Genomic DNA, 13047 nt, shown 5'->3' on the forward strand with positions numbered 1-13047 from the left:
GGGAGCCGCCGGCGCGACCCCTCATCCGTCAGCCTTCGGCCGCCACCTTCTCCCGCAAGGGGAGAAGGATCACGGAAGCGGCGTCCACGCCTCGTCCGCCGGCAGCGGGGCGAAGAGGCGGTCGAGGTCGGCGTCGGTGACACCGGAGAGGTCGGCGGGGGACCAGCGGGGGGCATTGTCCTTGCCGACGATGACGGCGCGGACGCCCTCCTGGAAGTCATGGGTGCGGACGACGCGGCCGCCGAGCCGGTATTCCATGGCCATGTTGTCGGCGAAGGACGTCAGGCCCGCGCCGGTGCGCAGCTGGCGCAGGGTCACCTTGAGCGACTGGGGCGACTTGGTCTTCAGGATGGCCAGCTGGGCCGAGGACCACTCCGAACCGTCGGCTTCGAGGGCGGCGAAGATCTGCTCGACGGTGTCGAAGGCGAACAGGCGGTCGATGGAGGGCAGGTGCGGCTCGATCGGCGGCTCGCCGGCGTCGGTCTCGAGCCCGTCGGCGACATCGATCGGATGGGCCGGATCGGCGGCGAGGATGGCGCGGAAGGCCTCCAGCGCATCGGACGGCAGGAAATGGGTGTGGATGCCGAGGAAGACCGTGTCGGCGGCCTTGAGCCGGGCCCCGGTCAGGGCCAGCCAGACGCCGGTCTGGCCCGGCAGGCGCGGCAGGAACCAGCCGCCGCCGACGTCGGGGAACAGGCCGATGCCGGTCTCGGGCATGGCGTAGGTGGTGCGTTCGGTGGCGATGCGGACGTCGGCCGGCTCGGAGATGCCGACGCCGCCGCCCATGACGATGCCGTCGACGATTGCGGTGACCGGCTTCGGGTAGTCGAACAGCAGGTGGTTGAGCTTGTATTCCGCGTCGAAGAAGGCCTTCGCTTCCGAGGCGTCCCCTGCCCCGCTTTCGGCGATCATGCGGATGTCGCCGCCGGCGCAGAAGCCGCGCTCGCCGGCGTGGTCGATGAGGATGGATTTGACGGCGTCGTCGTCCCGCCAGGCCAGCAGCGCGCCGATCATGGCGTCGCACATGGCGCGGTTCAGGGCGTGCAGCGCCTTGGGGCGGTTCAGGGTCAGGCGGCCGAGGCCGGACTGGACGCGGGCGAGGACTTCGGGTTCGGGGGTCATGCTGTCGCTCACTGCCGCATCATCTCCCGCGCGGTGATCACGCGCATGATCTCGTTGGTGCCTTCGAGGATGCGGTGGACGCGCAGGTCGCGGACGATGCGCTCCAGCGGATAGTCCTTGAGGTAGCCGTAGCCGCCGTGCAGCTGCAGGGCCTCGTCGGCGATCTGGAAACAGGCGTCGGTGGCGAGGCGCTTGGCCATGGCGCACCATTTGGTCTTCTCGGGGTGGTTCGTGTCGATCGCCCACGCCCCGCGCAGCACCATCAACCGGGCGGCCTCGAGCTGGGTGGCCATGTCGGCGAGCTTGAACTGCGTGTTCTGGAAGTCGGCGATCGGCTTGCCGAACTGTTTGCGGCTGGCGACGTAGTCCAGCGCCGTCTCCAGCGCGAGGCGGGCGCCGCCCAGCGAGCAGGCGGCGATGTTCAGCCGGCCGCCGTCGAGGCCCATCATGGCGTAGCGGAAGCCGTCGCCCTCCTTGCCGAGCAGGTTCGCGGCGGGGATGCGGCAGTCGTCGAAGCTGACGATGGCGGTTGGCTGGGAATTCCAGCCCATCTTCTTCTCCTGGGCGCCGAAGGAGAGGCCGGGCGTGTCCTTTTCCACGACGAAGGTGGAGATGCCCTTGGGGCCGTCGGCGCCGGTGCGGGCCATGACCACATAGACGTCCGAGGTCCCGGCGCCGGAGATGAACGCCTTGGAGCCGTTGAGGACCCAGTGGTCGCCGTCCAGCTTCGCGGTGGTGCGCAGGGCGGCGGCGTCGGAGCCGGAGCCGGGCTCGGTCAGGCAGTAGGAGGCGATCTTCTGCATCGACACCAGCGACGGCACGTAACGGGCGCGCAGCTCGTCGGAGCCGAATTTGTCGATCATCCACGTGGCCATGTTGTGGATCGAGATGAAGGCGGCGGTGGAGACGTCGCCGCGCGACAGCTCCTCGAAGATGACCGCGGCCTCGACCCGGCCGAGCGCCATGCCGCCGTGCTCCTCGCCGGTGTAGATGCCGCAGAAGCCCATTTCGGCGGCGTGCTTCATGACGTCGACGGGGAAGTGTTTGGTCTCGTCCCACTCGGCGCTGTGCGGGGCCAGCTCGGCCTCGGCGAAGGCGCGGGCGGCGTCCTGGATGGCGCGCTGGTCGTCGGTGAGGGCGAAGTCCATGGGGGCGGTTCCTGCGAGTCTTTGGTGGGCTTCTAGACGCTCCCCTCTCCCGATGGGAGAGGGCTTGAGCCTCCGGGAGCGAAGCGATCGGCAAGGCGAAAGGGTGAGGGTCGACCAGGACGGCTTCGCCGCGTCCGCCAGCCGACCCTCATCCGACGGGGCTGCGCCCCGCCACCTTCTCCCAATGGGAGAAGGAAGCTATGAGGCCACCCCATGACCCAGCCCTTCGCCCCCGCCGCCTTTCCCTATGCCCGCCCCCGCCGCCTGCGCAGCCAGCCGTGGGTGCGGCGGCTGACAGCCGAGACGACGCTGACGCCGGCCGATCTGGTGTGGCCGCTGATCGTGCATGACGGGGCGGACGAGCGGGTGGCGGTGGCCTCGATGCCGGGGGTGTTCCGGCTGAGCCCGAAGGCGGCGGCGCGGGCGGCGGTCGAGGCGCGGGATCTGGGCATTCCGGCGGTGGCGCTGTTTCCCAATGTCGACGGGTCGATCAAGGACGGCGTCGGCACGGGGGCGACCGATCCGGACGGGCTGGTTCCCGACTGCATCAAGGCCATCAAGGACGCGGCGCCGGAGGTCGGGGTGATCACCGACGTGGCCCTGGACTGCTACACCGACCACGGCCACGACGGGATCGTCGAGGGCGGCCGGATCGTCAACGACGCGACGCTGGAACGTCTGGCGGAGCAGGCCTTCATCCACGCCCACGCCGGGGCCGATGTGGTGGCGCCGTCGGACATGATGGACGGGCGGGTGCAGGCGATCCGCGAGGCGCTGGAGGCCAACGGGCTGCAGGACACGATGATCCTGTCGTACGCGGCGAAATACGCCTCGGCCTTCTACGGGCCGTACCGCGATGCGGTGGGGTCGGCGAAGGCGCTGACGGGCGACAAGAAGACCTATCAGATGGACTACGCCAACTCGGACGAGGCGCTGCGCGAGGTGGCGATGGACATTTCCGAGGGCGCGGACGCCGTGATGGTCAAGCCGGGGATGCTGTATCTGGATATCGTGCGGCGGGTGTCGGAGACCTTCCGGGTGCCGACCTTCGCCTACCAGGTGTCGGGCGAGTACGCGATGATGCGGGCGGCCATGGCCAATGGCTGGCTGGAGGAGGAGCGGGCCATTCTGGAGAGCCTGCACGCCTTCAAGCGGGCCGGCTGCGCGGGGGTGCTGAGCTATTTCGCCCCGCAGGCGGCGCGGCTGCTACAGGGCTAGGCGGGCGCTCCAGCCGTCGAACGCCACCTCGACGTTTGGCGGAACGGCCGCCGACAAGGCGTTGTAGTCCAGGTCGATGTGCAGGTTGGTGAGCACGGCCCGCTTGACCCCCGCCCGGGCGATCCAGTCGAGCGTCTTCTCGACGTGGGCGTGGGTCGGATGCGGGGTCCAGCGCAGGGCGTCGACGATCCACAGGTCGCAGCCGCGCACAGCTTCGAGGGCCGTCTCGTCGAGGTCGGAGACGTCGCTGGAATAGGCCACGCCGCCGATCCTGTAGCCGACCGAGCGGATCGGGCCGTGGGCCTGGTCGAAGGTGACGACGGGGACGGGGCCGCCGGGGCCGTCGACGGACCAGGCCTGGCCGTGCGGCCGCAGGATGTGGGCCTCCAGAATCGCCGGGTACCCTTCCATGCTGTCGAAGATGTAGGCGAAGCGGCGGGACAGGGCGGCGTACGTCGGGGCGTCCATGTGGGCGGGGATGCGGCGGCGGGCGCGCAGGGCGAAGACGCGCAGGTCGTCGATGCCGTGGGTCTGGTCGGCGTGGTCGTGGGTGTAGAGGACGGCGTCGATGTGTTTGACGTCAGCCGCCAGCATCTGGGCGCGCAGGTCGGGCGAGGTGTCGATCAGGACGCTGGTGACGCCTTCGGGGCCGTGGCGGCGGACCAGCAGGGAGCAGCGCAGACGCCGGTTCCTCGGCTCGGTGGGGTTGCAGTCGCCCCAGTCGCCATCGCCGCGCGGCACGCCGCCGGACGAGCCGCAGCCGAGGATGACGACCTCCAGCTCGCCCGCCGCGCCGATCATGCGCCCTCCGGCCGGGGGATGCCGTCGAACAGGGCGAAGAAGGCGTCGGTGGTGCGGGCCTCGGCTTCGTCGCGCGACCAGCCGCGGATCTCGGCCAGCTTGTCGAGCACGTGGCCGACATAGGCCGGCTCGTTGCGGCGGCCCCGGTGCGGGACCGGAGCGAGGTAGGGGCAGTCGGTCTCGACGATGATGCGGTCGGCGGGCATGGCGGCGATGATCTCGCGCACCTCGGCGGCGGCCTTGAAGGTGGCGATGCCGGAAACCGAGAACCAGGCGCCCAGTTCCGCCGCCTTTTCCGCCAGTTCAGGGCCGCTGGTGTAGCAGTGCATCAGGAAGCGGAAAGGGCCCCTCGCCTGCTCTTCGGTCAGTATGTCGGCCATGACGGCGTCGGCCTCGCGGGTGTGGACGACCAGCGGCAGGCCGGTGCGGCGCGCCGCTTCGATGTGCTGACGGAACACCGCCGCCTGGGTGTCGCGGGGGCTGAGGTCGTAGTGGAAGTCGAGGCCGCATTCGCCGATGCCGACGATCTTCGGACGGGCGGCCAGTTCGACCAGCCGGTCGGCGCTCAGGTCAGCATAGTCCCTGGCCTCGTGCGGATGGACGCCGACGGTGGCCCAGATGTCGTCGTGGGCCATGGCCAGGGCGTGCGTCGCCTCGAAGGTCGACAGCTTGTCGGAGATCTCGACCATCAGGCCGACGCCGGCCTCGCGGGCGCGGGCGATGACCGCGTCGCGATCCTCGTCGAACTGGGGCGCGTGCAGGTTGACGTGGCTGTCGATGAGCATCAGGCGCGGGCCTTGGTGCGCTGCAGGTCGGCCAGCGCCCCGGCCAGCACGTCGGCGCGGTCGAGGTTGATGGCGGCGGCGCGGTCGGGCAGCTCGGACAGCCGCTCCCACAGCTCGGCCCAGCGGGCGCCGGCGCCCCCCTTGCCCTGGGCCTCCTCCAGGGCGCGCAGCTTCACCGCCGCGATCAGCCGGTCCATCAGGGTTTCGAACCGCTCCTGCCCCTCTGCGCCGCGGAATTTGTCGGCGATGGCCATGACCTCGGCGCGGTCGAGATCCGGGGCGGCGACCCAGGCCTGGGCCAGCTGGTCGGCTTCCAGCGTGGCGCCGGACGCAAGCGCCAGGGCTTGGCCGGGCGAGCCGGCGGCCATGCCGGCGATGCGGGCGGCCTCGGCCGAGGGGACTCCGGTGCGGTTGCGGACCAGGTCCTCCAGCGCGTGCTGCGGCCAGACCGGAAAGGCCAGCCGGCGGCAGCGCGAGCGGATGGTGGCCAGCAGCCGGCCGGGGGCATGGGTGACGAGGAACAGCACGCCCCGCTCGGGCGGCTCCTCAAGAACCTTCAGCAAGGCGTTGGCGGCGTTGAGGTTCAGGTCGTCGGCGGCGTCGATGATGGCGACGCGGTATTTCGCCTGGGACGGGCTCTTGGAGAAGAACTCGGGCAGATCGCGGGCCTGGTCGACCGAGATGGACTTCTTCGTCTTGCCGCCCTCGACGGCGCGTTCGAGCACAAGCAGGTCGGGATGCGACTGGGCCGTGATCAGGCGGGCCACCGGATCGTCCGGGCGCGTTCCGAGCGGGCCGCGCGACGGATCCGGCGCGGCGCCGAGCAGGCGGCGGGCGGCGCGGTAGGCGAAGGTCGACTTGCCCGACCCCTCGACCCCGCACAGCAGCCAGGCGTGGTGCAGCCGGCCCTTGTCGAAGGCGTGGAGGAAGGCGGCCTCGGCGGCGGCGTCGGGGACGAGGTCGAACCGGTCGCGCGGATGCTCGCTCACAGCAGCCGCGCCTCGACGGCGGCCCAGACACGGGCCTCGACGGTCTCCAGATCTCCCTCGGCGTCGACGACGACGCAGCGCTCGGGATGGGCGGCGGCGATGTCGCGGAAGCCGCGCCGCAGCCGCTCGTGGAATTCCAGACCCTTGGATTCGAAGCGGGTCTCGAACAGGCCGCGTCCGAAGGCGCGCTCCAGCCCGACCTCGACAGGCAGGTCGAAGACCAGGGTCAGGTCCGGCTGGGTGGCGCCGACGATGGCGGCGTCCAGCGTCTCGATGAACTCGGCCGGCGTGCCGCCCCCGGCGCCCTGATAGGCGCGGCTGGAATCGGCGAAGCGGTCGCACACCACCCAGCGGCCGGCCTCAAGCGCGGGCCGGATGGTGCGCTCCAGATGGTCGGAGCGGGCGGCGAACATCAGCAGGGTTTCGGTCATGGGCGACCAGCGCCCGGCGTCGCCGTTGAGGGCCAGGTTGCGGATCTCCTCCGCGCCGTCGGAGCCGCCGGGTTCGCGGGTCTGCAACACCTCGAGGTCGCGGGCGCGCAGGCGTTCGACGAGCCGGGCGACCTGGGTCGACTTGCCGGTCCCCTCCCCGCCTTCGAAGGTGATGAATCTGCCTTGGGTCACCGGCGCACAATGGCGGCGCCGGTCGGGTTCGCAAGGGCCAGACCATTTTTGCTTCAGGCCGAATCGACCTGAATCCAAAAAATGGTCCAGTTTCATGTGGACCGAAATCCGAGCCGTGACGGGCGGCGCCCCTCACGACCGTTTTCGGTCTAGACCCCGGAAATCGTCGTCGCTTCGGGATAACCCCGCGACATCACGGCGCGGCGGGAACGCTCGGCCGCGGCGGCGTCCGGCCATGGGCCGACGAGGACGCGGAACTGTCCGGGGCCGGCGACGTCGACCGTGGCGCCGCCGCCAAGGTGAGAGGCCGCGCGGCGGGCCTGACGCGCGTCGGACCAGGTCCCGGCCTGGACCCAGACGCCCGAGGGCGAGGGCGCGGGCGCGGGCGCGGATACGGCGGGCGACGACCACTCCACCGGCTCGGGCGGGGATTGCGGCGGCGGCTGGGGAACGGGGGCCGGGAGGTAGGGAACCGGCCCGCGCTCCGGCGCAGGCCGCGCCTCGGCATACTGCAGGACCTGACCGCCACCGAGGCGGGGCGCGGGGCCGAGGTAGCGCACCCTCACCTCGCCCACGCCGGCGCGGCGCAGATCCAGGGCGTCGGCGGCGCCGCGCGACAGGTCGATGATGCGCCCGTCGACGAACGGCCCGCGGTCGTTGACGCGGACGACGACGCGGCGGCCGTTGGCGAGATTGGTGACCTCGACAAGCCCCGGCAGCGGCAGGGTCTTGTGGGCGGCGGTCAGGGCGTTCATGTCGAAACGCTCGCCCGTGGCGGTGGGACGGCCATGGAACTGGTCGCCGTACCAGGAGGCCATGCCGGTCTCGTCGTAGTTCGGCTGTTCCTCCGGGCGGTACCAGCGGCCGCGGATCTGGTAGGGCCGCATGGTTCCGGAAACGATAGGAGCCGGGTCCGTGACGACGGGATAGCCGTCCGCGCCGGACCGGCCTGCGCTGGCGCAGGCGGCCAGCAACGACAGCAGGCCGGCGAGAACTACACCCTTGAGAAGTCTCGCAGCCATGGCCCGCCTCCGACGCCCGCGAGGATGGCGGACAAGATTTCCGCTTTGGTTAACGAGGCGTTTGGCGCTATGCGGCCATTCCGCTCAATAGGCACGGACAGGTGGCCGAGTGGTTTAAGGCAGCGGTCTTGAAAACCGCCGTAGGTGCGAGCCTACCGTGGGTTCGAATCCCACCCTGTCCGCCATCGCCGGCCCGCCGCCAGGCGCCCGCGGCAGACCGGCGGCGACGGGCCCCTATTGCGACCCCAGGGAGAAGGGCGCCCCGACGAAGACCCCGAAGGTGAACCGCTCGTCCCCGGTCAGGGGATCGTCGTCCTCTGTCCGCCAGCGCGCCCTCAGCCCGCCCCGCAGACCGCCGTCGGAGCCCGAAACGAGGTAGAGGGTCGCGGCCAGTTCGGCGACGTCGTTGCGCAGGTCGTAGGCGGGCCTGAGCTCGACCGCGAACGGGGCGCCCGCCACCTCCTGGAAACGACCGACAAGATGGATCACCTGGCTGTCGCGCGCCTCCGGAGCGCCGAAGCGTCCGGTGAAGCATTCCTGGGGGCCGACGGCCGGGGGCGGGGCGCAGAGCGTGCGGCTGTCGCCGGCCGGATACTCCCGGGCCAGTTCCACGCCGCCGCCGACGTAGAACGGCTGCTCCCCGTGCCCGCGGCCAAGGCTGACGCCCCCCGACAACGACAGGGCGTAAGGCGTGCGCTGCGTCTCCTGTTCGGCCAGGCTGAGGGGGTCGCGCCAGTCGATCTCCTGATGACCGACTTCGAGCGCGGCGGTCCACACCCAGATATTGGCGCTTTCGAAATTGGGGTCGGCGAGGCGAGATCTCAGATGTTCAGGCAGATACTCGCGCAGGTCCGAGAAGGTGAGATTCGAGCAGGCCTCGCGCGCCGCGGCGGTGACCGACTTGCCGACGCACGCATCGATGGCCTGCCTGCCGAGCGTCAGCTGTTCCGCGACCGGCGTCGCGAACGGTGGGCTGCCGCTCACATGGCTCAGCGTCATCCGCACCGAGGAACTGCCTGACAGGCCGCTCTCAGTGATGAAATTCGTCGAACTTTCGCCCTTCTGGATCGGCGTCGCGAACCGCAACGACCAGGCGTTGACCCACCCGCCCTCCCGGGTATCGCCGATGAAGATCGCCGCCTCGCTGCTGTCGCTCTCCGCCCGAAACTGAATCGCCTCTCCCGCCAGCCCGGACGTCCAGGCGACGTCGGCTGGGAGTTGGCCGGCGAGCCGGGATTGGGCCGCATCAGCGGACACGCGCTCCTGGCCGATAGCCGCAGTCGCAGCGGCCGCCATGATCAGCGAGGCGAGCACCGGGAAACTGAGGGAGCGGGTCATTGCACGGCTCCCTTCAGCCTGAAGATCTTGCCGTTGGCCTGACGCCCGCCGTCCGCATGCTTGAGCGTGGCCTCAAACAGGGTCTGGGCGACGTCCTCCGCGGTCATAACGACCTTTACCGAGCTCCCGGTGTCGCCGATCAGCCTCCAGCTCAGGATGTAGTCCCGGTCCGGCTCGAGGTCCTGCTGCGCGACCTCGTTGCGGAAAGGCACCAGCCGCTGGTCGATATAGACCGCGGCCATCTGCAGTTCGCCCGTACGCTGCCGCCTGAATTGCACGTTCATGATCGCCCTCCTGCATCGATCCCTTGAGGCCTGCAGGATGCGCTCGGGGGCCCGCGGCGACGCGTGACGACCGTCACGCCCAAGGGCGTGTCGCGGGAGGGGCGCCGGCGCCGGCCGGAACAGTGTCGGATCGCGGACGTTTGAGAAGCCTCCCCGAGAGGTTCCCCATGAAGACGATCATTCCCGCCGCCGCCGCCCTGGTCCTGGCGCTCGGCCCGGCTCAGATTTCACTGGCGCAGGACCATGGCCGCGGTTACGGCGGCGACCACGCAAGGAGCGACGACGGCGGCAAGGGCGGCGGCCGCGACTCCGGTCGGCAGGCAGAGCGGCGGCAGGATTCCGGGCCCGACCGGTCAGGCCAGGACAGCCGCGGCAACCGCGGGCGCGGCGGCGACGATCGCCGGGCCACCGCCGCGGTTGAACGTATCCAGTCGCGCGCACCCGGCCAGCGCAGCGACGATGGCGGGCGCGACCGGAAGGACGACCGTGGGCGCGAGGCCGGGCGGCGCGACCAGGCCGCGCGGGAGGTCGAGCGCGTCGTCGCGCGGCGCGAGGCCGGACCGCTGACGGTCTTCCGCGTCGAGCCGGAGCGCGGCCTGGTCAGGGGCTGCCCGCCGGGACTGGCCAAGCGCAACAACGGCTGCCTGCCGCCGGGACAGGCGCGCCAGATCGCGCGGGCCCGGTACGATTACCTGTGGAACGCCCGTCGGGACGACGGCGTCTACCGCTACGACGACGGCTATCTGTACCGGATGGACCAGAGGGGCTCGGTGCTGGGCTGGTTGCCGGTGCTGGGCGGGGCGCTCGCGCCGGGCGCCGTGTGGCCGCAACAATACGCCTATCAGCCGGCGCCGGACTATTACACGGACTATTTCCGGCTGAACCAGCCCTATGACTACCGCTACGCCAATGGCGCCCTGTACGGCGTCGATCCGCGAACCCAGGCCATCACCCAGGTCGTCGCCCTGCTGACCGGTCAGCCGATCACCGTGGGCCAGCCCATGCCGGCCGGTTACGACGTCTACAACGTGCCCTACCCGTACCGCAGCCAGTACGCCGATACGCCCGACGGCCTGTACCGCTACAGCGACGGCTACATCTACCGGGTCGATCCGACCACGCAGCTGGTCCAGGCGGCCATCCAGCTTCTCGCCTGAACCAGCGGCAGGAGACATCGAAATGCGGAACATCATGCGGCGGGCGTTGACGCCTCTCGCCGTCCTCCTGCTCGCGGCCTGCGGGGCGGGCGACGAAAAGACGACCGGGGACAGGGCCGAACCGGCCGAACCCTCCTCCCGCACCCTGGCGGCCACCGTGGAGCGCGCGGACGGCTACGACACCCTGGCCGGCGTCGTGGCCAACGCCGGCCTCACCCATGTGCTGGAGGGGGTCGGGCCCTACACCCTGCTGGCCCCGTCAGACGCCGCCTTCGGCGCGGGCGGAGCCGGAGCCTTCACGGACGAGACGTTGCGCGCCCAGGGCGCCGCCCTGCTCCGCGCCCACATCGTGCCCGGGGCCCTGACGAGGGCGGACATCGCGGCGGCCCTCGGACGCGACGCGGACGGCAGCGTCCAGATGCGCACCATGGCCGACACCCTGCTGACCTTCTCTCGAGACGGCGAGGCGATCAGGGTCAGGTCGGAGAGCGGCGCCAGCGCACGGCTGACGGGCGAGGAGAGCGTGGCGAGCAACGGCGTCCTCCAGCCCGTGGACGCCCTGCTGGTCCGTCAGGACCAGCCTGCGGCCGCGACGACGCCCTAGCCCTGACTGCGGGTTTCGCAGAACAGCGATCTTGCAGACAGCCCTGAAACGAGGTCATAAGGGGAGCCGGGAACGGGCGATGTTCGAGTCTCTACACTGCGCCTGGAAGGGCCACATATTCGTCGACAGCCGAAGTCAGCCGGGCACCCAGGTGTGCGTGCGCTGCCGGCAGCGGCGGCCGTTCGAGGGACTGGAGCCGCGCAAGCCGGGCTAGGGCGCGGTCACAGCCGTTCGCCGTCGCCGAAGGGCCCTGCCTCCGAGCGCCGTCAGACCAGCCGGCTCTGCACCACGGCGGCCTCGATGAAGCCGGCGAACAGGGGGTGCGGGGCGAAGGGCCGGCTCTTCAGCTCGGGGTGGTACTGCACGCCGATGAACCACGGATGGTCCTCGCGCTCGACCGTCTCGGGCAGGACGCCGTCGGGCGACAGGCCGGCGAAGACGAGGCCGGCCTTCTGTTCAATGGCCTCGCGATAGTTGATGTTGACCTCGTAGCGATGGCGGTGGCGCTCGCTGATGGTCGTCGAACCGTACAGTTGTGCGATCTTCGATCCCGGTTTCAGCGTCGAGTCATAGGCGCCGAGCCGCATGGTGCCGCCCATGTCGCCACCCTGCTGGCGGAGGACGCGCTGGTTGCCCTGGACCCATTCGGTCATCAGGCCGACGACGGGTTCCGACGTCGGGCCGAATTCGGTGGAGGAGGCCTTGGGGTAGCCCGCCAGGTTCCGCGCCGCCTCGATCACGGCCATCTGCATGCCGAAGCAGATGCCGAAATAGGGGATCTTGCGCTCGCGGGCGAAGCGGGCGGCCTCGATCTTGCCTTCGGAGCCGCGTTCGCCGAAGCCGCCGGGGACCAGCACGGCGTGGGCGCCCTGCAGCCGGGCCTCGCAGGCGTCGCGGTCGCCCTCGAAGGTCTCGGCCTCGACCCAGTCGATGTTGACCTTGACGTTGTTGGCGACCCCGCCGTGGTGGAGCGCCTCGATGAGGGATTTGTAGGCGTCCTTGAGCACTGTGTACTTGCCGACCACGGCGACGGTGACCTCGCCGTCGGGATGAAGGCGGCGGCGGGCGATCTCCTGCCAGCGCGACAGGTCGGGCGCCGGGGCGTCGGCGATGCCGAAATGGGCCAGGACCTCGGCGTCGAGACCCTCGCGGTGATAGTCCAGCGGCACGGCGTAGATGTCGGCCGAGTCCATGGCCTGGATGACGCCGCTTTCGCGGACATTGCAGAACAGGCCGATCTTGCGCTTTTCCTCGGGCGGGATCGGATATTCGCAGCGGCACAGCAGGATGTCGGGCTGAATGCCGATCGAGCGCAGCTCCTTGACCGAGTGCTGCGTCGGCTTGGTCTTCATCTCGCCGGCCGTCTTGATGTACGGCAGCAGCGTCAGGTGGATGTAGCAGGCGTGGCCGCGCGGCAGCTCCTGGCCGAGCTGGCGGATCGCCTCGAAGAACGGCAGGCCCTCGATGTCGCCGACGGTGCCGCCGATCTCGACCAGCACGAAGTCGACCTCCTCGCCCTCGTCGGTCAGGGCGGGGGTCAGGCAGAACTGCTTGATCTGGTCGGTGACGTGCGGAATGACCTGCACGGTCGCGCCCAGATAGTCCCCGCGCCGCTCCTTCTCGAGGATGGTTGAATATATGCGGCCGGTGGTGATGTTGTCCGACTTCGCCGCCGATACGCCGGTGAAGCGCTCATAGTGGCCGAGGTCGAGATCGGTCTCCGCCCCGTCGTCAGTGACGAAGACCTCGCCGTGCTGATAGGGGCTCATCGTGCCCGGATCGACGTTCAGATAGGGGTCGAGCTTGCGCAGACGCACCTTGTAGCCGCGCGCCTGCAGGAGCGCGCCGAGAGCGGCGGAGGCGAGGCCTTTTCCCAATGAGGAAACCACGCCGCCGGTGATGAACACGTAACGGGCCATGGGAGATCACTCTACCGCCGATTCGGGCGGCGTAATG

The 13047-nt window shown here is 70.3% G+C and carries 14 protein-coding genes and 1 tRNA gene; 5 read left to right on the forward strand and 10 right to left on the reverse strand.

What is annotated here, in order from left to right:
* Positions 1 to 69 precede the first annotated feature (69 nt).
* Positions 70 to 1122 carry an enoyl-CoA hydratase/isomerase family protein gene (locus VEA62_RS06485; RefSeq protein ID WP_324819797.1) on the reverse strand — a complete coding sequence of 351 codons (1053 nt, stop codon included), beginning with the start codon at positions 1120 to 1122 and terminating at the stop codon, positions 70 to 72.
* 8 nt (positions 1123 to 1130) lie between these two features.
* Positions 1131 to 2270, reverse strand: a complete 1140-nt coding sequence (locus VEA62_RS06490; RefSeq protein ID WP_324819799.1) for an isobutyryl-CoA dehydrogenase — start codon at positions 2268 to 2270, stop codon at positions 1131 to 1133.
* Between the two features lie 213 nt (positions 2271 to 2483).
* On the opposite strand from VEA62_RS06490, the gene hemB reads away from it, so the two are divergent.
* Positions 2484 to 3488, forward strand: coding sequence for a porphobilinogen synthase (gene hemB / locus VEA62_RS06495; RefSeq protein WP_324819801.1), 1005 nt, complete (start codon positions 2484 to 2486; stop codon positions 3486 to 3488).
* On the opposite strand, the gene VEA62_RS06500 is transcribed toward hemB, so the two are convergent.
* From VEA62_RS06500 to VEA62_RS06520, 5 genes are all read right to left on the reverse strand, one after another.
* Positions 3477 to 4289 (reverse strand): MBL fold metallo-hydrolase, encoded by an 813-nt coding sequence (locus VEA62_RS06500; protein WP_324819803.1) that lies wholly within the window; start codon positions 4287 to 4289, stop codon positions 3477 to 3479. The two genes, hemB and VEA62_RS06500, sit on opposite strands and share 12 nt — an antisense overlap.
* On the reverse strand, positions 4286 to 5074 hold the full coding sequence (locus VEA62_RS06505; protein WP_324819805.1) for a TatD family hydrolase: 789 nt from the start codon (positions 5072 to 5074) through the stop codon (positions 4286 to 4288). Before VEA62_RS06505 ends, VEA62_RS06500 begins: the two co-directional genes overlap by 4 nt.
* Positions 5074 to 6063 (reverse strand): DNA polymerase III subunit delta', encoded by a 990-nt coding sequence (locus VEA62_RS06510; RefSeq protein ID WP_324819807.1) that lies wholly within the window; start codon positions 6061 to 6063, stop codon positions 5074 to 5076. Before VEA62_RS06510 ends, VEA62_RS06505 begins: the two co-directional genes overlap by 1 nt.
* Complete coding sequence (tmk, locus tag VEA62_RS06515) at positions 6060 to 6686, reverse strand: dTMP kinase (RefSeq protein WP_324819809.1); 627 nt, start codon at positions 6684 to 6686, stop codon at positions 6060 to 6062. The genes VEA62_RS06510 and tmk overlap by 4 nt, the downstream gene beginning before the upstream one ends.
* A 149-nt stretch (positions 6687 to 6835) precedes the next feature.
* A complete protein-coding gene (locus tag VEA62_RS06520) occupies positions 6836 to 7708 on the reverse strand; it encodes a septal ring lytic transglycosylase RlpA family protein (RefSeq protein WP_324819811.1) in 873 nt (290 codons plus the stop codon).
* A gap of 95 nt (positions 7709 to 7803) precedes the next feature.
* On the opposite strand from VEA62_RS06520, the gene VEA62_RS06525 reads away from it, so the two are divergent.
* Positions 7804 to 7893: transfer RNA gene (locus VEA62_RS06525), tRNA-Ser, on the forward strand.
* 49 nt (positions 7894 to 7942) lie between these two features.
* Here VEA62_RS06525 and VEA62_RS06530 read toward each other — a convergent pair.
* Both VEA62_RS06530 and VEA62_RS06535 read right to left on the reverse strand, forming a co-directional pair.
* Positions 7943 to 9046 (reverse strand): hypothetical protein, encoded by a 1104-nt coding sequence (locus tag VEA62_RS06530; protein WP_324819813.1) that lies wholly within the window; start codon positions 9044 to 9046, stop codon positions 7943 to 7945.
* A complete protein-coding gene (locus VEA62_RS06535; RefSeq protein WP_324819815.1) occupies positions 9043 to 9330 on the reverse strand; it encodes a hypothetical protein in 288 nt (95 codons plus the stop codon). Before VEA62_RS06535 ends, VEA62_RS06530 begins: the two co-directional genes overlap by 4 nt.
* A 167-nt stretch (positions 9331 to 9497) precedes the next feature.
* On the opposite strand from VEA62_RS06535, the gene VEA62_RS06540 reads away from it, so the two are divergent.
* From VEA62_RS06540 to VEA62_RS06550, 3 genes are all read left to right on the forward strand, one after another.
* Entirely contained in the window at positions 9498 to 10487 is a 990-nt protein-coding gene (locus tag VEA62_RS06540; RefSeq protein WP_324819816.1) for a hypothetical protein, read from the forward strand.
* Positions 10488 to 10509: 22 nt separating this feature from the next.
* Positions 10510 to 11091 carry a fasciclin domain-containing protein gene (locus VEA62_RS06545; protein WP_324819818.1) on the forward strand — a complete coding sequence of 194 codons (582 nt, stop codon included), beginning with the start codon at positions 10510 to 10512 and terminating at the stop codon, positions 11089 to 11091.
* A 79-nt stretch (positions 11092 to 11170) separates the two neighbouring features.
* Positions 11171 to 11305 carry a hypothetical protein gene (locus VEA62_RS06550; protein WP_324819820.1) on the forward strand — a complete coding sequence of 45 codons (135 nt, stop codon included), beginning with the start codon at positions 11171 to 11173 and terminating at the stop codon, positions 11303 to 11305.
* 52 nt (positions 11306 to 11357) lie between these two features.
* Here the strand turns inward: VEA62_RS06550 and VEA62_RS06555 are convergent, their stop codons facing one another.
* Positions 11358 to 13010, reverse strand: coding sequence for a CTP synthase (locus VEA62_RS06555; RefSeq protein ID WP_324819822.1), 1653 nt, complete (start codon positions 13008 to 13010; stop codon positions 11358 to 11360).
* Between the last annotated feature and the right edge of the window lie 37 nt (positions 13011 to 13047).

Source organism: Brevundimonas sp., assembly GCF_035627475.1.
In the GTDB taxonomy this organism is placed as follows: Bacteria; Pseudomonadota; Alphaproteobacteria; order Caulobacterales; family Caulobacteraceae; genus Brevundimonas.